The 22,957-nt window shown below is 45.1% G+C and carries 23 protein-coding genes; 21 read left to right on the top strand and 2 right to left on the bottom strand.

Annotated elements, in window-relative coordinates:
* Nucleotides 1-74 precede the first annotated feature (74 nt).
* Complete coding sequence (gene lexA / locus ACDJ58_RS17570) at nt 75-701, bottom strand: transcriptional repressor LexA (RefSeq protein WP_024630400.1); 627 nt, start codon at nt 699-701, stop codon at nt 75-77.
* A 305-nt stretch (nt 702-1,006) separates the two neighbouring features.
* Here lexA and ACDJ58_RS17565 point away from each other — a divergent pair, with 305 nt between their 5' ends.
* The 8 genes from ACDJ58_RS17565 to ACDJ58_RS17530 all read left to right on the top strand — a co-directional run bounded on the left by ACDJ58_RS17565 (nt 1,007) and on the right by ACDJ58_RS17530 (nt 8,029).
* A complete protein-coding gene (locus tag ACDJ58_RS17565; protein WP_413372158.1) occupies nt 1,007-1,384 on the top strand; it encodes a LysM peptidoglycan-binding domain-containing protein in 378 nt (125 codons plus the stop codon).
* Nucleotides 1,385-1,480: 96 nt separating this feature from the next.
* Nucleotides 1,481-1,690 (top strand): DUF896 domain-containing protein, encoded by a 210-nt coding sequence (locus tag ACDJ58_RS17560; protein ID WP_024630398.1) that lies wholly within the window; start codon nt 1,481-1,483, stop codon nt 1,688-1,690.
* Between the two features lie 126 nt (nt 1,691-1,816).
* A complete protein-coding gene (locus ACDJ58_RS17555; protein WP_413372157.1) occupies nt 1,817-2,329 on the top strand; it encodes a hypothetical protein in 513 nt (170 codons plus the stop codon).
* Between the two features lie 27 nt (nt 2,330-2,356).
* Nucleotides 2,357-3,157 carry an HAD family hydrolase gene (locus tag ACDJ58_RS17550; protein ID WP_413372156.1) on the top strand — a complete coding sequence of 267 codons (801 nt, stop codon included), beginning with the start codon at nt 2,357-2,359 and terminating at the stop codon, nt 3,155-3,157.
* 580 nt (nt 3,158-3,737) lie between these two features.
* Nucleotides 3,738-4,667: an ABC transporter permease gene (locus ACDJ58_RS17545; protein WP_371129169.1), complete on the top strand. Its 930-nt coding sequence runs from the start codon at nt 3,738-3,740 to the stop codon at nt 4,665-4,667.
* A 12-nt stretch (nt 4,668-4,679) separates the two neighbouring features.
* On the top strand, nt 4,680-5,549 hold the full coding sequence (locus ACDJ58_RS17540; RefSeq protein ID WP_053780875.1) for a carbohydrate ABC transporter permease: 870 nt from the start codon (nt 4,680-4,682) through the stop codon (nt 5,547-5,549).
* Between the two features lie 69 nt (nt 5,550-5,618).
* Nucleotides 5,619-7,250: an extracellular solute-binding protein gene (locus ACDJ58_RS17535; RefSeq protein ID WP_413372154.1), complete on the top strand. Its 1,632-nt coding sequence runs from the start codon at nt 5,619-5,621 to the stop codon at nt 7,248-7,250.
* Nucleotides 7,251-7,354: 104 nt separating this feature from the next.
* Nucleotides 7,355-8,029, top strand: a complete 675-nt coding sequence (locus ACDJ58_RS17530) for a GntR family transcriptional regulator (protein ID WP_076289099.1) — start codon at nt 7,355-7,357, stop codon at nt 8,027-8,029.
* A gap of 89 nt (nt 8,030-8,118) precedes the next feature.
* Here the strand turns inward: ACDJ58_RS17530 and ACDJ58_RS17525 are convergent, their stop codons facing one another.
* Entirely contained in the window at nt 8,119-8,664 is a 546-nt protein-coding gene (locus ACDJ58_RS17525; RefSeq protein ID WP_413372153.1) for an acireductone dioxygenase, read from the bottom strand.
* A 178-nt stretch (nt 8,665-8,842) separates the two neighbouring features.
* Here ACDJ58_RS17525 and metH point away from each other — a divergent pair, with 178 nt between their 5' ends.
* The 13 genes from metH to ACDJ58_RS17460 all read left to right on the top strand — a co-directional run bounded on the left by metH (nt 8,843) and on the right by ACDJ58_RS17460 (nt 22,953).
* Entirely contained in the window at nt 8,843-12,283 is a 3,441-nt protein-coding gene (gene metH, locus ACDJ58_RS17520; RefSeq protein ID WP_413372152.1) for a methionine synthase, read from the top strand.
* A 74-nt stretch (nt 12,284-12,357) separates the two neighbouring features.
* Nucleotides 12,358-13,296 carry a ribonuclease Z gene (rnz, locus tag ACDJ58_RS17515; protein WP_064640783.1) on the top strand — a complete coding sequence of 313 codons (939 nt, stop codon included), beginning with the start codon at nt 12,358-12,360 and terminating at the stop codon, nt 13,294-13,296.
* Nucleotides 13,297-13,650: 354 nt separating this feature from the next.
* The gene (locus ACDJ58_RS17510) at nt 13,651-14,460 is read left to right on the top strand and encodes a TIGR01457 family HAD-type hydrolase (protein WP_063562855.1); all 810 of its coding nucleotides are present in this window, start codon (nt 13,651-13,653) and stop codon (nt 14,458-14,460) included.
* 7 nt (nt 14,461-14,467) lie between these two features.
* Nucleotides 14,468-15,289, top strand: coding sequence for an Fpg/Nei family DNA glycosylase (locus tag ACDJ58_RS17505; RefSeq protein WP_413372151.1), 822 nt, complete (start codon nt 14,468-14,470; stop codon nt 15,287-15,289).
* A complete protein-coding gene (locus tag ACDJ58_RS17500; RefSeq protein WP_413372150.1) occupies nt 15,279-16,127 on the top strand; it encodes a deoxyribonuclease IV in 849 nt (282 codons plus the stop codon). Before ACDJ58_RS17505 ends, ACDJ58_RS17500 begins: the two co-directional genes overlap by 11 nt.
* A gap of 21 nt (nt 16,128-16,148) precedes the next feature.
* Nucleotides 16,149-16,487, top strand: coding sequence for a cyclic-phosphate processing receiver domain-containing protein (locus tag ACDJ58_RS17495; protein WP_413372149.1), 339 nt, complete (start codon nt 16,149-16,151; stop codon nt 16,485-16,487).
* Complete coding sequence (locus ACDJ58_RS17490) at nt 16,487-16,804, top strand: thioredoxin family protein (RefSeq protein WP_053780884.1); 318 nt, start codon at nt 16,487-16,489, stop codon at nt 16,802-16,804. Before ACDJ58_RS17495 ends, ACDJ58_RS17490 begins: the two co-directional genes overlap by 1 nt.
* Nucleotides 16,801-17,580: an ABC transporter ATP-binding protein gene (locus tag ACDJ58_RS17485; protein WP_413372147.1), complete on the top strand. Its 780-nt coding sequence runs from the start codon at nt 16,801-16,803 to the stop codon at nt 17,578-17,580. The genes ACDJ58_RS17490 and ACDJ58_RS17485 overlap by 4 nt, the downstream gene beginning before the upstream one ends.
* Before the next feature lie 6 nt (nt 17,581-17,586).
* On the top strand, nt 17,587-18,636 hold the full coding sequence (locus ACDJ58_RS17480) for an SAM-dependent methyltransferase (RefSeq protein ID WP_413372146.1): 1,050 nt from the start codon (nt 17,587-17,589) through the stop codon (nt 18,634-18,636).
* Between the two features lie 179 nt (nt 18,637-18,815).
* Nucleotides 18,816-20,294, top strand: coding sequence for a serine/threonine protein kinase (locus ACDJ58_RS17475; protein WP_413372145.1), 1,479 nt, complete (start codon nt 18,816-18,818; stop codon nt 20,292-20,294).
* 26 nt (nt 20,295-20,320) lie between these two features.
* Nucleotides 20,321-21,343, top strand: a complete 1,023-nt coding sequence (locus ACDJ58_RS17470) for an SAF domain-containing protein (protein ID WP_413372144.1) — start codon at nt 20,321-20,323, stop codon at nt 21,341-21,343.
* 69 nt (nt 21,344-21,412) lie between these two features.
* Nucleotides 21,413-22,126 (top strand): hypothetical protein, encoded by a 714-nt coding sequence (locus ACDJ58_RS17465; RefSeq protein WP_413372143.1) that lies wholly within the window; start codon nt 21,413-21,415, stop codon nt 22,124-22,126.
* On the top strand, nt 22,123-22,953 hold the full coding sequence (locus tag ACDJ58_RS17460; RefSeq protein WP_413372142.1) for a hypothetical protein: 831 nt from the start codon (nt 22,123-22,125) through the stop codon (nt 22,951-22,953). The genes ACDJ58_RS17465 and ACDJ58_RS17460 overlap by 4 nt, the downstream gene beginning before the upstream one ends.
* Nucleotides 22,954-22,957 lie beyond the last annotated feature (4 nt).

Here is a 22,957-nt window from a genome sequence, read left to right as displayed (position 1 = left end):
AGAGGTTGTCCCGTTTAACGGGACAACCTCTTTAAGTATCTTATTGTGAAACATCTGAACAACTTCAATACATATTAGTGAATATCACGGAAAAGGCCAATGACTTTGCCCAGGATGCTAACGTGTTTCAAACGCAACGGTTCAAAAGTCGAATTTTCCGGTTGAAGACGAATATGATCTTTCTCTTTGTAGAACGTTTTTACCGTTGCTTCATCGTCTTCAGTCATGGCTACTACGATATCGCCGTTATCTGCAGTTTGCTGCTGACGTACGATAACATAGTCTCCGTTAACAATGCCTGCTTCAACCATACTGTCTCCCACGACCGAAAGCATAAATACTTTCTGTTCGCCTACATAATGCGTAGGAAGAGGGAAGTAATCTTCGATATTTTCTGTTGCTGTGATCGGAACCCCTGCAGTAACTTTACCCACGACAGGAATGCGAGCAACGCTGTGAGCAAACTGATGTGAATGCTCTGACTCTTCCTGGCTGAGAAGTTCAATGGCTCTTGGTTTGGTTGGGTCACGTCTAATTAGACCTTTCTTCTCCAAACGATCCAGATGTCCATGTACTGTAGAGCTGGAAGCCAATCCAACAGCTTCACCAATTTCGCGTACGGAAGGAGGATACCCCTTCAACCGGACTTCATTGCGTATAAACTCCAGAATAGCCTGTTGCCTGCTGGATATCTTCGACATACCGTATCAACCCCATTTTAGTAACGTTTGGGAAAATTATAACATAGAACCTCCGTTCGTACAAACATAAGTTCTAAATAAAATGCCATAAAATCAATGTTTTTTTGCAAATAAAGATGAAAATTTTCTTTGAGTCTAATCAAATACTGCAAATGACAGTTTCTATACAATAGAAGAAAGATAATAGAATGTAGGATGCAACAAAAAAAAGCGAACAATTGTTCTAAAAAGTTATTGTACAAAACAAGTGTTCGTGTTATATTGATTTCAACGGATAGGAACAAACGTTTGGAGGTCGATATTTAATGAGATATTCTACTTATCAAAGTATTTACGAACCGGTGCATTCAGAAGTGGTCGAAACTAACATAAGGAATTTTAAGAAGGTTTTTGCAAAAGGTAATGTCCCAACTTGGGTCTTGAAATTAATAATCGTAAGCTTAATCATACTCGTTGGTTGCAGTACAGTATTGACTGTGTTCGCTGGCAATGAGAACGATCTGTTGCCTGGGGGGAAGATGGCAGTTTCACAAGGAGATACGCTATGGAGTATATCATTGGATCACAAACCTGAAACAATGGATACACGTGTATATATAGAAGCAATCAAGAAAGTGAATCAACTTCATTCAACTTCAATACAGGTGGGGCAAGTCTTAATACTGCCTCAATTCACAGAATAAAGCTGCATATCCAAACGCGCTAATGCGTGTCAGCTTGACAAGCTGCCCTTATCATGTCAAAGTTAATGTGACTTTGTATTTTTGGAGGGGACAAGCTTGGATATAGATAGTCTGGTAGCACGTATTAATGAATTGGCCCGTAAGCAAAAATCCACTGGATTGACAGAGGAAGAGCTCGCAGAACGTGCCAAGCTTAGAGAAATTTATTTGAATAACATTCGAAGCAATTTCAGACAACAACTGGATACGATTGAAATTGTAGATGATGAGAACGATCAAGGCCACCAAGGCAAACTCAAACATTAAGGAAACCTAATGATATCATTATGATATTTAGGTTTCTTCCTGTTATCTAGAGGTTGCAAATTATAGGGGGAAATGTTGGTTTGCAGTTATGTAAGCCGATACAAAGAACATCTAAGGGGGATTCTCATGTCGCGTTCGTTCGAGAGAACGGTTCGGAAAAATTCTAAGCAGTTGAATCAGCAACGTAAAAAAAGCGGTAAACCGGTTTCCGGTACACCAGGTGAGGACGTATTTAAAGGACGCAGTCTTCTGTTTCCTATTTTTCTGATCGGACTAGCATTCCTGTACCTCTTTATGAGTACATTTCTTGTCAAAGCTCCGATGACCACTTGGGACTGGGTGACCTTGTTGCTGTATGTATTTTTGGCAGTCATCTTCATGCTCCGTCGTCCTTATGTCAAAATAGGAAGTAACCGGATTTTGACGACAAAAGGGAACCGTGAGCGTTCAATTGGAGTCGACGATATCGTGAAATTCAGAATTGAGCCAGGTTCGGTTGTGATTGAGCATAATGCACGAGGTAAGAGATGGGTATTTACCAAACTACTCAATCGTTATGATACTGATGCAATTACTGAACGTCTTCTGAAATTCGCCAAAGCACATCAGATCACCGTGGAAACATACGAGAAAAAGTAATTTTGCATAAAGGGGAAGATGACCGAAATGGCGTTAAAAGCGATTTTGTTCGACCTAGATGATACTTTACTGTGGGATGAGCGCAGTGTTCGAGAGGCCTTTCATGAGACTTGCTTGATCGCAGCTCAAGAGACTGGCGTTAAACCCGAAGACCTTGAAGAAGCTGTTCGTAATGAGGCACGTAATCTGTATGAGTCTTATGAAACTTTTTCGTTTACCAAAATGATTGGGATTAACCCGTTTGAAGGTCTTTGGGCTAACTTCACGGGTGGGGATCAGCCGGAGTTTCGCCAGTTGGAGCAGCTTGCACCCGCATATCGTAAAGAGTCATGGCGTCAAGGCTTGTTAAAGCTGGGTGTTGATCGTGAAGATCTGGCGGAACAACTCGCCTCACAATTTGGGGCTGAGCGGAGATCAAGACCCCATGTCTATGAAGAAACGATGGAAACGTTGAGTCATCTACAAGGGAAGTTCAAGCTTTTGCTTTTAACCAACGGCTGTCCTGCTTTACAACAAGAGAAACTTGATGGCGTTCCTGAATTGGCTCCTTTTTTTGACGAAATTATTATCTCGGGTTCGTTTGGTAAAGGGAAACCTGATCCTTCGATCTTCGAGCACGCATTGAGTAAGCTGGGAGTGCAACCTGAGGAGAGCATGATGGTTGGAGATAAGCTTACGACTGATATTCGTGGAGCATTGTCTGCAGGCATTCAGTCTGTTTGGATTAACCGTGAGAATAAAGAGAATACCGAATCGTATGTGCCTGACCATCAAATCAAGCATTTATCCGAATTGGAACGAATCATTGCTGAATTCAGTGCATCATAAATCGTATTTTTAGTGTACTACTCAAGCATTGTTAGGTTTTATGAGATGTATTTTATCCATAAAACCTAACAATGTTTTTTTGTTTTGGGAATGCTTGAACTATACCGTAATAACAAAAGATAAAATTTTTTATTAAAAGTTATTGAAATTATAGAACTGCTGATTTAGAATATAACTAACATACTAGTATGACTAGTATGCGAATGAATGCAGCGAATATCTTTTGACTTACTCGAATGAAGTGAAAGCCGGAGTTATTCGCTATTATTTTCATATCCATTGTAAGCGCTTTACATAATCGGAGGAAACCATTTAATCCTGGAAATACAACATGAAGTGGTTTGTAAGAAAATGAGGGTAAGCGTCTTAATCGATATGTATCTCTAGTGATTCACATAATTGATATCGCTTACATTTTCTGTTTTGTTTATTCTGCAGTGGGGGTGAAGTTCATCTGATTACTTGTCTTCTACCAAAAGAAGAGATGATAAGAATTGATCGAAAACGCTTTTATTTTATCAAGCTAAGGATCGGAGTGAAATAACATATGGACTCGGGAACCGCTAAAACCACGCTAACGATGACATCTTTACGTAAAGAAAGCAGGTTAAGAACAGCTGCAGCTCTGCTTCGCAAAGACTGGCAGCTGTACTCACTGTTAATTCTTCCAATTATCTATCTTATTATTTTCAAATACGGGCCGATGCTCGGTAATGTAATCGCCTTTAGACGTTTTGTACCGGGTGGCAGTATTTTTGGAGAGACGTGGGTTGGATTCAGGTATTTTCAGATGTTCATTCAAGACCCAACCTTTTGGAAAGTATTTGGAAACACACTTATGCTCGGTGGACTTGCGTTACTTTTCACCTTCCCAGTTCCGATCATTTTTGCATTGCTACTGAATGAAGTGAAAAGCAAACGTTTCAAAAAGTTTGTGCAGACCGCATCTTATCTTCCGCACTTCTTGTCCATCGTCATCGTTGCCGGAATGATTCTGCAATTAACGGCAGTTAATGGCTCGATTAACGGAATGGTTTCATTTTTTACCGGAGACAGTATTCCTTTCATGCAGCGAGCGGAATGGTTCAGAACAATCTATATCACCTCTGAGGTTTGGCAAGGTATGGGGTGGGGAGCCATTTTATATTTGGCTGCATTGACAACAATTGATGATTCTTTGTATGAGGCTGCACGGATTGATGGTGCGAACCGTTGGAAGCAAACCCTCCATATAACCATACCGGGCATTCTCCCAACTATCGTTACATTGCTGATTTTGAACATGGGTAATTTCCTTGCGGTTGGATTTGAGAAAATCTTGCTCCTTTACAATCCGCTGATCTACGAGACATCTGACGTGATTTCTACTTATTTGTACCGGGTAGGTTTGCAGTCGAGCAATTTCAGCTATGCTACCGCCATTGGTTTGTTCGAATCCATTATTGGACTGATCCTGGTATTCTCGGTTAATGCAATATCACGCAGACTGACACAACGAAGCTTGTGGTAAAGGAGGAGCAATATGCTGGAATCAAAATCATACAAAGTATTTAAAGTTTTCAATGCCATCTTTTTGCTACTTGTGGTGTTCATTACGCTCTATCCGTTTCTGAATGTCGTGGCCCAATCATTCAGTAGCGAGGCTTATATCAATTCAGGCAAGGTAAGTATTATCCCGAGAGGATTTAATGTAGAAACCTACAAGACCATCTCTCGCGATAGCATGTTCTGGACCAACTATAAAAACACAATTATATATACCGTTGTAGGTACGTTGATTTCCATGTTCATGACGACCATTTTCGCTTATGCCTTATCCAAGAAAAGATTGATGGGACGTAAATTTTTGACGATGTTCGCAGTGTTCACGATGTTTTTTAGTGGCGGCTTGATTCCTAACTATGTCCTGATTAACTCTCTGGGCTTCAATAATACGATGTGGGCATTGGTTGTGCCTGGTGCAATCAGCATTTATAACATGTTAATTATGAAATCATTTTTCGAAAACATGCCTGAAGAGCTTGAGGAAGCGGCAGCTATTGACGGTTTGAATACGTATGGCATTTTGTTACGGATCATTCTACCGCTGAGTAAAGCTGTCATGGCAACGATGGTTCTGTTTTACGCTGTGGGACACTGGAACTCCTGGTTTCCTGCCTTCCTGTATCTCGACAAAAAGGAACTGTTTCCCGTTACGATCTACTTGCGCAACATGATTGCAGGTGCAACTGGTGGTGTTTCGGCTGGTGCTTCAGCGGATAATCTGACTCAAATTTCTGCAAATATCAAATCGGTCACCATGGTACTCACCATTTTGCCTATTTTAACGATTTATCCATTTGTCCAAAGGTACTTTGTAACCGGTATCATGTTGGGATCTGTTAAACAGTAATCCTAACCCGATATAGTTCAACATCTTGATTGTAAGGCCAATCTAAACCACATGCAGGGGGAGAATTGAATGAAACAGAGACCACGAAAGCTGGTAGGCAAGATGGTATTGGCAACAATGATGAGTGTCGTTCTGGCAGCATGTAGCAGCGGAGCTGGTGGAGAGAAAGTCGAACCGGAATCCAAGGGAGCCATGGAATCCTATGGTGTAGGGGAGACCTTCAAAGCAGCTGAACCGTTTAATTTATCTATTCTGTACAGTGACCAACCAGCATACCCGTACAAGAAGGATTGGCTCCTGTTCCAAAAAATCACGGAAAAAACAGGAGTCACGCTCGATCCTACCATCGTTCCAATGAGTGACTATTCCCAGAAAAGATCCCTTCTGATCAGCTCTGGAGATGCCCCACTGGTTATTCCAAAAACCTATCCGGGTGAAGAGGCGGCTTTTGTATCCTCTGGTGCGATTTTGCCAGTGAGTGACTATGTTGATTTGATGCCCAATTTCAAGGATAAGGTAGAGAAATGGGGACTTCAGGATGAGTTGGAGGGCCTTCGACAAGAAGATGGAAAATATTATGTGCTTCCAGGTTTGCACGAAGAGGTATGGCCAGACTATACCCTTATTGTGAGAACTGATATTTTTGAGAAAAATAACATTGCCATTCCAAAGACATGGGACGAATTGTATGATGCAGCCAAAAAGCTGAAAGAAATCTATCCAGATTCAGTTCCGTTCTCAGATCGTTTCCAATTTAACAGTACATTGAATATTGCTGCTACCAGTTTTGGAACGAAAGCTGGGTGGGGATTTGGCAATGGTTTAACGTATAAAGAAGATAAGGATGAATTTGTATACACATCGACTACGCCTGAATACAAGGAAATGTTAACTTTCTTTAACAAGCTTGTATCGGAGGGATTGCTGGATAAAGAAAGCTTTACCCAGGATGATGACCAGGCTATTCAAAAATTTGTTTCTGGAAAATCCTTCATTATCAATGGTAACTCGCAAACAGTAGTACTTCATCGTAACGACATGAACAAAACGTTGGGAGAAGGGAATTTCTCCATCGCCAAAATTACAGTTCCTGGTGGTCCAAAAGGTCAATTGATGTCTGGCTCCAGACTTGAAAACGGTGTCATGATTTCCGGGAAAATTAAAGACAACGAGAATTTCAAAGCAACCATGCAATTTATTGACTGGTTATACTATAGTGATGAAGGTCAGGAATTTGCCAAATGGGGCGTAGAAGGCGAAACATTCACCAAACAAGATGGCGTCCGTAAGTTGGCCGAAGATGTAAACTATAACGGATTGAATCCAAAAGGCACGAAGGACTTGCGCATCGATTACGGATTCTCCGGTGGTGTGTTTGCCTATGGAGGAACGACAGATTTGTTGCACTCCATGTTTAGTGAGGAAGAACTGAAATTCCAGCAAGACATGAAAGATATCAAAGAAGTGGTTCCTGCCGAGCCGCCAATTCCTTACTCGGATATCGATCGTGAACAGGTGACGCTGCTTAGCACACCGCTTAAGGATTTTTCGGATCAAAATACGCTTAAATTCATTTTGGGAGAACGTAAACTTTCTGAGTTTGACGCATTTGTAAAAGAGCTGGAGAGCCAAGGCTTGCCTCAGTATATGCAGCTTTCCAATGACACATATAAGAAGTACAAAGAAAACAAGCAACAATAGTTGTAAACTGAAATTTGCCCATTGCCGCTTCACTGAGGGAATTTTAGTGGGGCGGCAAATTGTGCTAAGATGGATGAATACGGCTGAGAGGAAGAGGTTAAGGAATGTCACTTAATCAAAAGATTAGAGGTTCGACCCGGGCTTATTCATACAATCTGATAAAGGAACGCATTCTGCACCTTGAACTTGAGCCTGGTACCAAGATTTCCGAGAAGGAAATTGCGGATGAATTGCAAGTAAGCAGAACGCCAGTACGTGAAGCATTCATGAAGCTTGCTGAAGAAGAATTACTGGATATCATTCCACAGAGTGGAACCATTGTCTCCCATATTAATTTGGAGCATGTTGAAGAAGGCCGGTTTATGAGAGAGAAGATGGAGAAGGAAATTGTCACTCTGGCTTGTGCTTCTTTTCCGGAAGAATTCAGATTCAGGCTTGAAACCAATATCGCCATGCAGGAAGTATGTATAGGGAAAAATAATTTCTATCGACTTTTTGAACTGGATGAAGAGTTTCATCAGATATTGTTTCAAGGCACAGGAAAAATGAGAACTTGGAAAATGCTGCAGCAGCTCAATATTCCCTTTAATCGCCTTCGTTTATTACGCTTGTCTGAAGATTCCGATGCAGAGGTTATTATTTCACAACATAAAGAAATATACCGACTTATCACGGAACGTGAAACCGAGCGAGCTGTTGAAGTTATGGAAGCTCATCTCAGACTAGTTGTTGTTGAACAAGAGAAGATGAAGGCAAAATATCCACATTATTTTATCTAAAACATCTAATGTTGTATACTATCTGAATATGCAGAAACCCCTGTTCGAATTGAACAGGGGTTTGTTGAGCAAATAATATAATTTGCTTATTATGCTTGTTTGATAAACGTTGGATCCGGGTAAGGATCTGCGATCCAGCCATCTTTTTCAATAAACAGACGTACGGCAATAATTTGTTTGTTCTCCATTAAAGTGAAGAAGTGTGGGGTGTTCTCAGGTACCGAGATAACGTCTCCAGGAGACAATTCTACATTAAAGTAACCTACATCATCTGTAGCTTTGATGACAAAGATCCCTTTGCCGGCTACTATAGCACGGATTTCATCTTCAGCATGAGTGTGAATCTCTTCAAATTTAGCAAGCTTCTCTTCAATATCTGGTGTTTGTTCAGACAGCGTAATGACATCCCAGATTTGGTACCCGCGTCGCGCAGCCAAGTCTCTGATTTCATAGTCATATGTTTTTAGTACTTCTTCTTTTTGTTCATCGGTGAGTCCAAAGTTGTTTTGCAGATCCGTTTTTAATTTGGACGCATCCCATTTTTCAAATAATACTTCATATTTGTTTAAGAAATTTCGAACATTTTCGTCTCCAGTGATACGTTCGTTCGTATTTCGGATTACAATTTCAGCCATGTTCTTTCCCTCTTTTCCACTTGGTTTAATCGCTATTATATCGGATTCCGCTATTTTTGTCGATTCACAAATTCATTCGACCTTCATAAAAGCCGCCAGGGGACTGATCAAACCCGATCTTTCACATTAAGTTAGTTTCTGTTAAACTAAGATTTAACGTTTTGCGGAGGTGACGATATTGGATAAGCTTAGCCTACACGATGCATTAAAACAACGAATATTGATCCTCGACGGTGCAATGGGGACCATGATTCAACAAGTTGATCTCACAGGCGCAGATTTTGGCGGAGAAGACCTGGATGGATGTAATGAAATGCTTGTACTTACACGTCCAGAGCTAATCCAGCGTATTCATGAGGAATATCTGGAAGCCGGTGCTGACTTAATTGAAACAAATACGTTTGGTGCAACTTCTGTTGTACTTGCTGAATATGACATTCAGGACCGTGCACGTGAAATTAATCTCGAAGCAGCCAGAATTGCAAAAGCGGCCGTGGATCGATTTTCGACACCGGAGTCTCCACGTTATGTGGTAGGCGCCATGGGACCTACAACCAAAACGCTGTCAGTAACAGGTGGAGTTACTTTTCAAGAGCTCATCGACAGTTATTTTGAGCAAGCGCTTGCTTTAATTGAGGGAGGCGTTGATGCGCTGCTGCTTGAAACCTCACAAGATACGCTCAATGTAAAAGCAGGTAGCATTGGAATTCAACAGGCATTCGAGCAAAGTGGTATCAAGCTTCCTCTGATGATCTCAGGAACGATCGAACCGATGGGTACAACCCTCGCTGGTCAGAACATTGAGTCTTTTTATATATCCCTAGAACACCTTAACCCAATTTCAGTTGGACTAAACTGTGCTACAGGTCCGGAATTCATGCGTGACCATATTCGCTCGCTTTCCGGGATGGCTTCAGTTGCGGTAAGTTGTTATCCAAATGCAGGGCTTCCAGATGAAAACGGTAATTACCATGAATCGCCTGATTCGCTTGCTCAGAAGATCGGTGCTTTTGCCGAACAGGGCTGGTTGAACATCGCAGGTGGCTGTTGTGGAACAACACCTGCACATATTCGGGCAATGCGGGATACACTTGCCAAGTACCCTCCAAGAGAAATGAACGGAACACATCCACCAGCGTTGTCGGGAATAGATCCAGTCTACGTTGAACAGGACAATCGCCCTTACATGGTTGGGGAACGTACGAACGTACTTGGATCACGGAAATTCAAGCGCCTTATTGTTGAAGGGAAATATGAAGAAGCTTCAGAAATTGCTCGAGCTCAGGTAAAAAATGGGGCACATGTTGTCGACGTTTGTGTTCAAGACCCGGACCGTGAAGAAGCCGAAGACATAGAGAAATTCCTTGAACTTGTTGTCAAAAAAGTAAAGGTGCCACTTATGATCGATACGACAGATGCAGCCGTCATCGACCTTGCACTGCAATACTCTCAGGGTAAAGCGATAATTAACTCCATTAACCTTGAGGACGGCGAGGAAAAGTTCGAGCTGGTCACTCCGTTGTTGCATAAATACGGCGGTGCTGTCGTTGTCGGAACGATTGATGAACGCGGTCAAGCAATTAGTCGTGAGGACAAGCTGGAGGTAGCCAAGCGGTCTTACGATTTGCTGGTGAACAAATATGGATTAAAAGCCGAAGACCTGATTTTTGATACCCTGGTGTTTCCAGTAGGTACGGGCGATGAACAATATATCGGTTCGGCCAAAGAAACAATCGAAGGTATTCGTGTCATTAAAGAAGCGATGCCTGAATGTCATACGATACTGGGGATCAGTAACATTTCATTTGGATTGCCTGAAGCAGGGCGTGAAGTGCTGAACTCTGTATTTTTATATGAGTGTACCAAAGCGGGTCTCGATTATGCCATCGTTAACACAGAGAAGCTAGAGCGTTATGCATCCATTCCGGAAGAAGAGCGCAGACTCTCGGAAGAGCTGTTATACAATACGAATGACGAAACACTGGCTGCTTTCGTAGCGGCGTTCCGTAACAAAAAGGTTGAGAAAAAAGAAAAGATTTCAAACCTGTCGTTGGAGGAACGTCTCGCATCGTATGTTGTTGAAGGAAGCAAAGAAGGTTTGCTGCCCGATCTGGAGCAGGCACTCGCCAAATATACAGCCCTTGAAGTAATCAATGGCCCGTTGATGCGGGGCATGGAAGAAGTAGGGCGACTGTTTAACAATAATGAGCTGATCGTAGCAGAAGTGCTTCAGAGCGCGGAAGTTATGAAGGCTTCGGTAGGTTATTTGGAACAGTTCATGGAGAAGAATGAGACGTCAGTTAAAGGAAAGATTATTCTAGCGACGGTCAAGGGCGATGTGCACGACATCGGCAAAAACCTGGTGGAGATCATCCTTTCCAATAACGGTTACCGGATCATTAATTTGGGTATAAAAGTACCACCAGAGCGAATTATCGAGGCGTACAGAGAAGAAAAAGTCGATGCGATCGGTCTATCCGGTCTGTTGGTAAAGTCGGCGCAACAGATGATTCTTACCGCTCAGGACTTACGCACAGCAGGTATTGATGTGCCTATTATGGTTGGTGGAGCGGCATTGACACGCAAATTCACCAAGAACCGTATACGCCCGGAATATAACGGAATGGTTGTATATGCAAAAGATGCGATGGACGGCCTGGATTTGGCCAACAAGCTGATGAACCCAAGCACTCGCGAAGTGATGCAGTTGGAGATGGACGCTGAAAAAGAGGCGGACGCAGCTGGCGCAGAAACTGTTAAATCCCTTCCCGAGCTAACTCGGGTAGAGCGTTCGGATATCGCAATAGACAACCCGGTTCTCGTTCCACCGGATCTGGAACGACATGTTATGCGGAACTATCCGCTATCACACATATTACCGTATGTGAACATGCAGATGTTGCTCGGGCATCATCTTGGTTTGCGCGGCTCGGTAGAGCAGCTGCTTGCTTCGGGTGACCGGAAAGCCACTGACCTGAAAGCGGTAGTGGATGATATTATGCAGGAGGCTGTTCGTGACGGGATTATTCAGGCGCACGCGATGTATCGTTTCTTCCCGGCTCAGTCCAGTGGTAACAGCGTCATCATCTATGACCCTGAGAATACAAGCAATATCTTGCATACATTCACGTTCCCTCGTCAAAAAGTCGAACCATTCCTGTGCCTTTCCGATTTCTTGAAGCCAGTGGAATCCGGACAAATGGATTACGTTGGTTTCATGGTCGTAACTGCTGGGCACGGTGTACGGGAGTTATCGACAGCTTGGAAGGAGCAAGGTGATTATCTTCGTTCACATGCTCTGCAATCCGTAGCGCTTGAAGTAGCAGAGGGATTAGCTGAGCGGGTTCATCATATGATGAGAGATATCTGGGGATTCCCGGATCCAGCACAGATGACCATGAAGCAACGTCATGGAGCACGCTATCAGGGAATCAGGGTATCATTCGGATATCCGGCCTGTCCCGATTTGGAAGACCAAGGGCCACTGTTTAAGTTGTTACAGCCTGAGGATATTGGTGTGGAACTGACTGAAGGTTTCATGATGGAACCTGAAGCATCCGTATCGGCGATGGTATTCAGCCATCCGCAAGCGAAGTATTTTAACGTGGAGAAGGCTTAAAAGTAAAAGGTCAGGCAAAGCCCTCCGCATTGTCGGAGGCTTTTTGCTGGCAGCAGAAAGAGGTGCGATCCAGAGTGGAACTATACTTCCTGGGAACTAACGCTGGTGTACCTACGCTTCAGCGGAATGTAACTTCCATAGGGCTGCGCATGTTGGATGAGCGCAGAGCATTGTGGTTGTTTGACTGCGGGGAAGGAACCCAGCATCAGATTTTAAGTTCTCCGCTTAAATTGAGCAAATTGGAGAAAATATTTATCACCCATTTACATGGAGATCATGTATTTGGACTTCCAGGTCTGCTCTCCAGCAGAGCATATCAGGGTGGCACTACACCGTTAACGGTGTATGGTCCGCCAGGAACTGAACGAATGATCATGACAACCATGGAGCTGAGTCAGTCACGTCTAAACTATGATCTAAGCATTGTAGAACATACAGGCGGAGTGCTTTTCGAAGATGAGAGCTTCATTGTGGAATCTGCGTTGCTGGAACATCGTATCGACAGTTACGGGTATCGGATTACCGAAAAGGATCGTCCAGGCAGTCTGGACCCTGCGAAACTGGCTGAGTATGGCTTGAAGCCAGGGCCGCTGTTTGGTCGCTTGAAGCGGGGTGAAACGATTACCCTCGACAACGGGGACTTCCTTCGCCCAGAAGATGTGTTGGGTGCACCCAAGCGAGGGATGGTCATTACCATCTTGGGAGATACGCGCCCATGTGACAATGTACAGCCACTTGCTATAAATGCGGATGTTCTTGTACACGAAGCTACGTTTCTGCATGATTTGGCTGATACGGCGCATGAGTACTATCATAGTACTTCGAAGCAAGCGGCTGAGGCGGCGAGAGCGGCAGGTGCAGGACAGCTGATCATGACCCATTTTAGCTCTCGCTACAAAGATGAGGATCAGTTGCAGCCACTTCTGGAGGAAGCTCAATCGATATTCCCGAATACGAAACTTGCGATTGAACACGAGCTTATTCCAGTTGTTCACCGTAAGAGCGAATCCTAATGGTGGATGTGCGAAACAGTACAGCCAAACACGACGGGAGAACAAGCCGTTAATTGCACGGGACTGAGGGGAAGTTACTCCCGAGGTCCCTTTTGCAATCTGGCCGGAAAGCGTGTAGGATGGGCAATATGAGCAGGGAAATGATTCAATTATTTTCCGGGAAAGCGCAGGAAATGACAAGCTTGTACAGAAGACGCGCGGGGCCAGACGTCCGTGTTCGATTCGGTTCGACGTGTTGCGTGCAGATGCGAGCAAGCCATTTTTATGTACTGTATACATAGGTTAGCATTGAAGTTCGATGCAAATGGTTAAGGACATGAAATGTTAATGGAATAAAGAAAGGAAGTGCTGTATATGATTAAGGCCTATCTGATCGACCTGGATGGTACGCTCTATCATGGCAGACATCGTATCGAAGGAGCCGATAAGCTTATTCAGACATTGAATGAACAAGGCATGCCTTATTTGTTTGTGACTAATAATTCTTCTCGTACACCGCAAGGTGTGGCAGATCATCTGAACGGGATGGGTATCCCCGCCGATGCATCTCAGGTATGCACTTCTGCGGTGGCGGCTGCGGAATACGTGGCCCAAGAGTCTCCGGGTGCGAAAGTGGCTTGTATTGGAGAAGAAGGGCTGTTGCAAGCGATAGAAGCTGCAGGGCTTACACTAACGGATGATGAACCTGATTACGTTATACAAGGAATTGATCGTGAATTTTCCTATCATAAATTGACCAAAGCGCTTCGCTGGATCAATGGCGGCTCTAAATCTGTCATGACCAATCCTGATTTGCAGCTACCTTCTGATGATGGGCTTACGCCGGGAGCGGGGACGATTGGGGCAGCGATAGAAGCAGCAACCGGAGTTCATCCTACCGTCATTGGCAAACCGTCAAGTATTATTATGAAGTCGGCTATTAGCCGATTGAACTTAAAGTCTGATGAAGTTGCTGTAATCGGAGACAATATGCGTACAGATATTGCGGCAGGAGCAGCTGCGGGATGCGAGACCCTGCTGGTTCTTACTGGAATAACGACACGGGACAATATGGATAGCCACATCCAGGCGACCAAGGTTCGTCCTGATCATGTGTTTGAAGATCTGCATAAACTGATTGAGTGGCTGTCGCAGACGACAAGCCAAGCATCCAAGAAGGGGTAGATGTACGATGCCGGAATTGCCGGAAATGGAAAACTACCGGACCTTGCTGTCCGAGAAAATACTCGATTTGCCGATTACAGGTGTGGTGGTTAACCGTGAAAAGTCGATTAATACGGATCCTGATGTGTTCACCCGTGAACTGACAGGCAATCGTATCATATTTGTAGAGCGGCGGGCCAAACATTTGATTTTTCATCTGGCTAATGGTAAGCGGCTTGTGCTGCACCTTATGCTGGGCGGAATGATTTTCTGGGGCACAGAAGCTGAACGTCCTGATCGTTCCACTCAAGTGGAAATTCAGTTTGGAGAATATACTTTATTCTTTATTGGGCTCCGTTTAGGATTTCTGCATCTACTTACTTCCAAAGAGACGGAAGAGGCCATGTCTGACCTTGGACCTGAACCTCTTGATCGGCGCATGAATGCAGAACGTTTTGCTGCCCTGTTGAAAGGACGCCGGGGTACACTCAAAACTACACTGGTCAATCAACACATTATTGCAGGCATCGGAAATTGTTATTCGGATGAGATTGCATTTGCAGCAGGCCTGAGACCAAGCTCCAAGACGCAAAATATTGCTGCTTCGTCTGAACTCACAGCACGTTTGTATCATTCTGTGCAATCCGTGTTGCGGGAAGCTGCCTCGGAAGGCGGTTATATGGAAATGCCGTTGATGCAGGGAGATACCAAGACGGGAAGTTTTGACGAGCAGTGCCGAGTGTATGATCGTGAAGGGGAAACTTGCCCTCGTTGTGGGGGAACGATAGCGCGCGTGGAAATTACGGGCAAGAAGGCTTTCTTCTGTCCGGATTGCCAGCATGAGGCTTAAAAGCGGAATCGGGGCACATGTCAGCACCAGAGGTGGATTTCTTCAGGCAGCCAAGCGAGCATATGAGATGGGGGCTACGGCATTTCAATATTTTCCGAAGAACCCGCGGAGCCTTGGCTTGAAAGAACTGGACCTCAAAGATGCTGAACAGTGTCGGGATTGGTGTGAGAAGCAGGGGATATCTTCCATTGCCCACTCACCCTATCCCACGAATCCGGCTTTGGGCAAAACCCGAGGAGAGGCGGGTTTTCATGCAACCATCGCATCGATACAAAATGATCTGCATATTGCAGATGCCTGCGGTTCAGTAGGGACTGTAGTCCATTTTGGACATCTCAAGAGCAATGAACCACTTGAAGGATATCGGAATCTCATATCCTGTCTGGATACCGCTTTAGCAGATTGGGATGGACAGGCTAAGGTTCTGCTTGAAAATCAGGCTGGGGATCATGGTCCCATGGGTACGACGATGGAAGAGTTGATACAGATTCGTAAGCTAAGCCGGTATCCTGAACATATTGCTTTTTGTTTTGACACGTGTCATGCTTTTGCTTCAGGCATGTGGACGTCAGGTAATGAGGCATCGATGCTGGAGAAAGGCAGACTGCTGGGATACTGGGATGCTCTTGCTGCTGTTCACTTTAATGATTCGAAATATCCTTCCGGTTCATGCAAGGACAGACATGCACGGATTGGACAGGGTTATATAGGGGAAAAAGCGATGCAGGAACTGTTATGTGCGCCTGAATTTCAGCAAGCGGTAGTTGTGCTGGAAACCGAATCAGGCGAAGATGGAACACACCGTGGTGACATTGAGCTCATGCGTTCCTGGCTTTAAATGGGGAGAGGAGCGATTGTAATGCATGTTTTTTTGGATGATTACCGGGCATGTCCGAAAGGGTTTGTTCTGGCTACCAATGCAGAAGAATGCCTGATGCTGCTTAGAGAAGGTGACGTGGACACTCTATCCCTGGATTTTGAACTGGGTCCAGATTCACCGAATGGCGGAGAAGTTGCTGCTTCGATCGTCCGGGAAGGTTTGTTTCCACGCCAGATCTATTTGCACACGTCCAGCATGTATGGCAAACGTCAGATGTACGAATTGTTGTACAGCAATAAACCAGACTCTGTTACCGTCCATAATGGTCCGATGTCCGGTGAGGTTATGCTGCGTGTTGCTGCGGGAGAAGAAAGCTGATGAAGCCAATTACGACCAAAATGTTAATGCGTGGCGTATGGGAAGGCATGCCTCAGGCTGTATTTATCTATACCCCGCTATGCGGAACTTGCGCAGCAGCACGTCGAATGCTTGAGATCGCCGAACATTTGCTGCCTGAAGGGATTTTGACCGAGATGAATATTCACGATATCCCGGAACTTGTGCAGCAGTTTCAGATTTCGAGCGTGCCTGCGGTTATGCTGTTTGATGGAGAACATGATGTGCCCAGAATGGTTTATCGGATGAACTCTGTTGAGCATCTGTTAGGGGAAATCCGAAAGGCGGTGCTAAAATGAGTGTAATCTCGATGGAGCATGTCTCTCTTAGACGCGAAGACAATCAGATTCTGGATGACGTCCATCTGCATGTTAAAGAAGGCGAGCATTGGGTGATTCTTGGGCGTAATGGTTCAGGTAAAACAACGCTGCTGGAAATGATGAATGGATATATGTTTCCAAGTCAGGGGCGCATTGAAGTATTGGGAAATCTGTATGGTCAATGTGACGTGCGGGAGGTTCGAAAAGAAATTGGTTATATCAGTCAGACATTGATTGAGAAACTGACACCTCGAGATCCGGTGTGGGAAGTTGTCGCAACAGGAGCTTATGCTTTTTTGCGTTTCTATCAAACGATCCCGGATGATGTGAAGGCCAAAGCATTGAACCTGCTTGATGAAATGGGCTTTACAAAACTGGCTAATCATCCGCTCGGCACCCTTTCTCAAGGGGAGCGCAAAAAAGTAATGCTGGCTCGTTCATTGATGGCAGATCCCAAATTGCTGATTATGGACGAGCCTTGTGCCGGACTCGATCTGTATGAACGCGAGAAAATGTTGGCCGAAATTGATCGACTGCGTAAGCGAAATATCACTGTCGTTTATGTGACTCATCACGTCGAAGAGATCGTACCTTTGTTCACACACGTGGCCTTGATCCGCGATGGACGTATTGCTGCGGCAGGGCCCAAACATGAAGTTTTAACACAAGATACAATTAAGCATACGTACGATGTTCCGGTTGATATCCAGTGGGAAGATGGACGTCCCTGGATTCGCGTACGTTCTGGAGGGTAACACATTTTGAGTACACAGTCATCTTGGGGTGAAGGAGACTTCTCCCGTTTTATTTGCACAGCCAATCATGGTTTTGCGCCCTATGCTCAGGAGGAATTGCGCCGTACGTTTGGGGCAGTAAAGAGCACGGTACTCGTACCAGGTGAAATTCTGCTTGCCGGTCTTCCGATTGCGGAAGAAGAGGTAGCGATCAAGCTTTTGGAAGATAGCCCGACGTTTTTACGTCATATTCAACCTGTTCAATTTCAGGAAAATACGGAAGATTCAGCGCAAGCAATGGAAAAATTGATTTCATTTGTGTTGAACCATACAGAGTTAACAGGCACTAAAGTTGCATTACAAGTTCGTAAAGCCGAAGGTGCCTTCTGGCAGGAGAACGCTGCTTCTCTGAAACAGCTCTTGACCGAGAAGCTGGATGACCTTGGCTGTGAGTGGGTTGTCCGTGATGCGGATCATGTTATATCTGTCTTCGTTGCGGATGATATGTTATATGCCGGTGTATCCAGACCTGATCAAAATCTGTCGGACTGGAGCGGCGGAGCAGTTCGTTTTCAAAAGGAAGAGGGCCAAATCTCTCGGGCCAAATTCAAATTGCTTGAAGCGGAGCAGACATTTGGCATCGACTTTACTTCTTTTCACAAAGCATTGGACATCGGTGCTGCACCAGGTGGATGGACCTCTTTCCTGCTAGAGCGCGGGCTTGAAGTTACAGCTGTTGATCCGGCCAAGATGGATGCGACCCTGCTGCAATCACCCAAACTGACCTTTTTGAAAAAAAATGCCGGTGATGTACGTTTCCGCGAAGGGGAATTCGATCTGCTCGTATGTGATATGAGCTGGAGCCCCAAGCTGATGAGCCGTCTTATATCGGATCTGTTATACAGTCTTCAATCTGGGGGAACAGCGGTTGTAACGGTGAAGTTATTGCATAAGAAGCCGCTCGCTTTGATTAAAGAAGTCATCGATACATTTGAGCGCTCCCGGATGCAGATTCAGCGTTCCAAACAGTTGTTTCACAACCGTGAAGAAATCACGCTATATATGATTAAGTATTAAGTTATTAAAGGCATTAAATTTTATGCTTTACAATACCTTATTGCCTATACTATAATGATACCAATATTAACCATAACAAGTTGAGGGAAAGCATCCCGAAGTGAAGAGTCCGGATATCCGGTCTGTTCCGCTTCGGTGAAGCTTTCCCTTTTTTGTTATGCACACAAGGAGGAGTCTATATGAGACATCCGGCCAGGCTCGAGCGTGGAAGCCTGCTGGGGGGAAGGTACCGTATCGTGTCCATTCTCGGTTCGGGTGGAATGAGTCATGTATATGAAGCAGAGGATTTGAAGTTGCCAGGCAAAACCTGGGCGATCAAAGAAAGCGTGACGGCGATGCCATACGAAGGCAGTATGGAGTCAGAAGCTGCTCTTCTTACATCTCTGAGGCATCCCAGATTACCGCAAATCGTAGATTTTTTTGTACCGGATGAGCGGGGGTATACCTATCTTGTTATGGAGTACATTGAGGGATTGACACTTAGTGACTATTTCAAGCAATGTCGGGGGAAGATTCCGCTTGAACATATGACGGAGTTTGTGCTTCAGCTGCTGGATGTATTAAGTTATTTGCACAGTCTGGACCCACCTGTCATCTATCGGGATTTGAAACCATCCAACATTATGATTACACCGGAACATGAAGTCAGACTGATTGATTTTGGGATAGCGCGGAGCTATAAAGCACAAAGAGTCGATGATACGGTTAAATTGGGAACGGCCGGCTTCGCTGCACCAGAACAATATGGTTCAGGACAGACTGATGCGCGTTCTGACCTGTACGGGCTTGGAGCATTGTTGCTCTATCTCATGACTTGTGGAACTTATACGGAATGGATTCAGGGAGTTGAGAGCTCCATTCGCAGTGATGTTCCACGTACCTATATTCCTGTTGCGAGAAGGTTGTTGCGACTGAATCCGAATGAGCGCTTTCAATCGGCTGATGAAGTTCGTAAGGAGCTGCTGCGCAGACCGGGAATAGCGGCTGGTGGTTCAGAAACGACGGTGACGATAAGCGGAGGGACAAGAGTGATCGCTTTGACGGGGGCATCATCCGGAGTTGGGGTTACGCATACGGCCATAGCCATCAGTCACTATCTGGAGCGGCAGAACTTCAAAGTGGCCTTAATCGAGATGTCGCCACGTTCCCAATCGTTTGCACGGATTCAACAAGTGGCGCATGCAGGTAAACCCGTGCCAGCAGGCAGACAGTTTGCAGTGGATGGTGTACATTACTGGAAACAATCGGGACGTGCAGACATCCTGTCTTTATTGGGAGGCAGCTATCAGTTCATTGTGATGGATCTGGGCAGTGGTCAGGATCAGAACCGGCTTGAAGAGTTTCTCAGAGCTGACTTGCCGATTGTTATAGGTTCCGGTGCCGAATGGAGACAAGCTGAGATTGGATCTTTTGTCCGTTCACACAACCGGTACCCGAGAGACAAATGGATCTACTGCCTGCCACTCGCAGCAGCTGACGCCGTTCAGCGCATGCGCAAAACGTTGGACACTTCCAGTGTCTACGGTCTGCCTTTACATATCGATCCCTTTGATCGGGAACCGCAGATGGATAAGGTTTTTACTCATATTCTGACTCATATGATGGGGCAGCTTCCCAAGAAACGTTCATTCTTTGCAAGAAAAAGAGTACATGATTAGAAGAGATTGCGAAAGGAGAGCCTCTTTTGTCTAAATTAAGAAAACAAAGCCGTCAACTGATTTATGCTGGACTGACGGGAGCGGGAGCAATTGGTTTGTTATTTGGGGCATATGTCATTTACAATGTCAAAACCATGAGTGATACGAGGTCTGAAGTGGAGGCCCGATACTCATCAGCCTACGAACAAAAAGAAGCTGAATTGATGCAACAATGGAACTCAGGGGCACAGGGATGGGTGACCATACGGGATGTTGAAGCAGGAGAGCCGATATTGCCCGAGGATATCAAACTCATAGCCGTTCCGGATGCACAGGCACCAAGGAATCTGTGGTCCAGCACCAAGCAGATGGATGGTCAAGTGGCGAAAATAGAATTAAAAAAGGGAACAGCTATTACAACTGAAATGGTGTATGAGGATACCCCCGCACCGCCGGATTTAAGGAACCGTGAACTACAGGTTGTGTTATTACCTTCTTCACTCGTGAAGGGTGATAACATTGATATTCGTATTCAGTTTCCAACGGGGCAAGACTACATTCTCCTGTCCAAAAAGAAAGTCGAAAGATTAAATGCAGCTACGCTATGGATTACGATGACGGAGGAGGAGATCCTGTCCCTTTCAAGTGCAATTGTAGATGCCTATTTACATAAAGCTTCAATCTATGCCCTAACCTATGTAGAACCACAGTTCCAGACACCAGCAATCCCGACATACCCTGCCAATAATGAGGTGTTAAAACTGCTGGAGAGTGATCCTAATCTTGTGCGCCGGGCTGAGGTGGAGTTGGCACGGCAGGTACGGAGTTCGTTAGAAAGCTCACTCGCCGCATCCATGTCAGCGCCATCCCAAGGTGTGGAGCAGGACGTTGCGCACTCCTCCGTTTCATACAATAATCGCCCCGGAGCGAATAACTCTTCATCTGCCGATGGTGTTATCTGGAATGACGGTTCAGGTAGCGGTGGAGCGACTGGTACAGGGAGCAATGATTCTTCTGCATCAACTTCGAGTACAGATGAGCAGAGAAGATTGCTGACGGGCGGAGAGTAAAATGCAGGAGAAACAATTTATTATTCATGTAACAACGTTTAAAAGAAATTAAAAGGGGCTTTGATAGCTATGCATACATGGATCTTTGCCGGGTTATGCGAGAAGAATGACCTGATGCTGTACCTTTGCAAAATACTGGCGTCCTCCGGTAAACGTGTCTTGCTTGTTGATGGAACATTGCAACAGAAATATGGATACGGCGTTGGGGAAAGTCAGCAATCTCTGCGTATTACAGAATTTGAAGGTTTTGATATTGCTTGTCAGTTCGTAACTTCAACAGCGGTTGAGAGTCATCTTGAAGCGAGTGGCGAGAAATTGCAGACCTATGATTACGTCCTTTACGACATGGAGACATCACACTTTGCATCACGTGATCTATGGCTTACGGCAGATATCCGTGTCTGGGTCAGTGATTATGAACGTTACAACCTGGAACGGGGCAAAGGCTGGCTCAAGCGGCTGCTTGAAGAACAATCCCTGCCAGCAGAACTGCCATTTCAGCGTATTTTGATCAATGCCGTTGATTGCAAACTGGAAGCTCGATATTTGTGGGCGTATCTGGAAGGCAGTCCGTTTGTATGGACAGGGGAATCGCTGATGTTGCCATGGGATGAACTGACTGCAGCAGTCAAACTGGAAAACGAGCATCATCGTAGGATACGTCTGGGGCCGTTATCACGGAACTATAAAAAATCGCTATGCAGGTTAGTGGAGCAGTTGACCGGATGGGAAAATGTCCAGAGTCGCCGGGCCATTAAAGAAGCTGAAAGGATGAGGGCATGAGCACCATTACGTTTTGGAGTCCTTTTGCAGGAACAGGTAGCACCTCAAGTGCGTTAATCGGCGCCTATGCGATGGCACTTCAATATAGGACAAGAATTTTGCTTGTAAATACAGGTCCAGTCGGGAGCAGCACAGAAGCTGCCCTTCCACCTAAAGAAATAGAGGACACGGGATCAGCATTTACATTCGAGGAGGGGGGATGGGATGCTGTGGAACGGCTGCATATCAGCGGGAGTTTGAACAAGCATAATTTGAGGGATTATACCAAGCCGCTCCTCAATGACCGTCTGGATTTGTTGACTGGCAGAATCAACCGATTGGAACGTTCAACAGAAGAGCATGTGGAGACATTAAAAAGGCTGCTGCACGTAGCCAATGAATATTATGATCTGGTTCTTCTCGATGCAGATCGCGCAGGCACTAGTGACCAGGTTCTGCTGGATCAAGCGGACTATGTTGTGGTGAACCTGAATCAAAATATGAGGGATCTGGAGTATTTTTTTGAAAAAATCAGACCCGAGAGCATGGGTGATCAGAAACTGCACATCGTGCTGAATAAGTATGATCCTCATTCACGCGCAACCACCACCAATATTCGTCGGCGTTTTCGATACAAAGGCTCGATATCAGTGTTGCCTTATACCACCGGATTTCTGGATGCCTTCAATCGTCGTGATGCGGCTGCGTACTTGCAATTGGAAGGTCTGAGCAACAATAAAGATATTCGTAAAGGGAGCTTTGCCGCAAGTATGGCTGAACTCGCTCGTCTTATTATGGATGGGGCAGGGATGCGTACCGTACTAAAAAGACTGGAAAGGGGAGCCTGAACAT

The organism is Paenibacillus taichungensis, assembly GCF_047302525.1.
Classification (GTDB): domain Bacteria; phylum Bacillota; class Bacilli; order Paenibacillales; family Paenibacillaceae; genus Paenibacillus; species Paenibacillus taichungensis_B.
Note: the sequence above shows the minus strand (reverse complement) of the source record. Positions and strands in the feature narration are given on the sequence as shown.

What these genes read in the sequence shown, in the direction of transcription:
- ACDJ58_RS17505 (WP_413372151.1), top strand. Translation starts at nt 14,468, where the DNA reads ATGCCGGAATTGCCGGAAATGGAAAACTACCGGACCTTGCTGTCCGAG.
- ACDJ58_RS17555 (WP_413372157.1), top strand. Translation starts at nt 1,817, where the DNA reads ATGTCGCGTTCGTTCGAGAGAACGGTTCGGAAAAATTCTAAGCAGTTG.
- ACDJ58_RS17460 (WP_413372142.1), top strand. Translation starts at nt 22,123, where the DNA reads ATGAGCACCATTACGTTTTGGAGTCCTTTTGCAGGAACAGGTAGCACC.
- ACDJ58_RS17545 (WP_371129169.1), top strand. Translation starts at nt 3,738, where the DNA reads ATGACATCTTTACGTAAAGAAAGCAGGTTAAGAACAGCTGCAGCTCTG.
- ACDJ58_RS17495 (WP_413372149.1), top strand. Translation starts at nt 16,149, where the DNA reads ATGCATGTTTTTTTGGATGATTACCGGGCATGTCCGAAAGGGTTTGTT.
- ACDJ58_RS17490 (WP_053780884.1), top strand. Translation starts at nt 16,487, where the DNA reads ATGAAGCCAATTACGACCAAAATGTTAATGCGTGGCGTATGGGAAGGC.
- ACDJ58_RS17500 (WP_413372150.1), top strand. Translation starts at nt 15,279, where the DNA reads ATGAGGCTTAAAAGCGGAATCGGGGCACATGTCAGCACCAGAGGTGGA.
- lexA (WP_024630400.1), bottom strand. Translation starts at nt 701, where the DNA reads ATGTCGAAGATATCCAGCAGGCAACAGGCTATTCTGGAGTTTATACGC.
- ACDJ58_RS17510 (WP_063562855.1), top strand. Translation starts at nt 13,651, where the DNA reads ATGATTAAGGCCTATCTGATCGACCTGGATGGTACGCTCTATCATGGC.
- ACDJ58_RS17530 (WP_076289099.1), top strand. Translation starts at nt 7,355, where the DNA reads ATGTCACTTAATCAAAAGATTAGAGGTTCGACCCGGGCTTATTCATAC.
- ACDJ58_RS17465 (WP_413372143.1), top strand. Translation starts at nt 21,413, where the DNA reads ATGCATACATGGATCTTTGCCGGGTTATGCGAGAAGAATGACCTGATG.
- ACDJ58_RS17525 (WP_413372153.1), bottom strand. Translation starts at nt 8,664, where the DNA reads ATGGCTGAAATTGTAATCCGAAATACGAACGAACGTATCACTGGAGAC.
- ACDJ58_RS17550 (WP_413372156.1), top strand. Translation starts at nt 2,357, where the DNA reads ATGGCGTTAAAAGCGATTTTGTTCGACCTAGATGATACTTTACTGTGG.
- ACDJ58_RS17540 (WP_053780875.1), top strand. Translation starts at nt 4,680, where the DNA reads ATGCTGGAATCAAAATCATACAAAGTATTTAAAGTTTTCAATGCCATC.
- ACDJ58_RS17565 (WP_413372158.1), top strand. Translation starts at nt 1,007, where the DNA reads ATGAGATATTCTACTTATCAAAGTATTTACGAACCGGTGCATTCAGAA.
- ACDJ58_RS17535 (WP_413372154.1), top strand. Translation starts at nt 5,619, where the DNA reads ATGAAACAGAGACCACGAAAGCTGGTAGGCAAGATGGTATTGGCAACA.
- ACDJ58_RS17485 (WP_413372147.1), top strand. Translation starts at nt 16,801, where the DNA reads ATGAGTGTAATCTCGATGGAGCATGTCTCTCTTAGACGCGAAGACAAT.
- ACDJ58_RS17475 (WP_413372145.1), top strand. Translation starts at nt 18,816, where the DNA reads ATGAGACATCCGGCCAGGCTCGAGCGTGGAAGCCTGCTGGGGGGAAGG.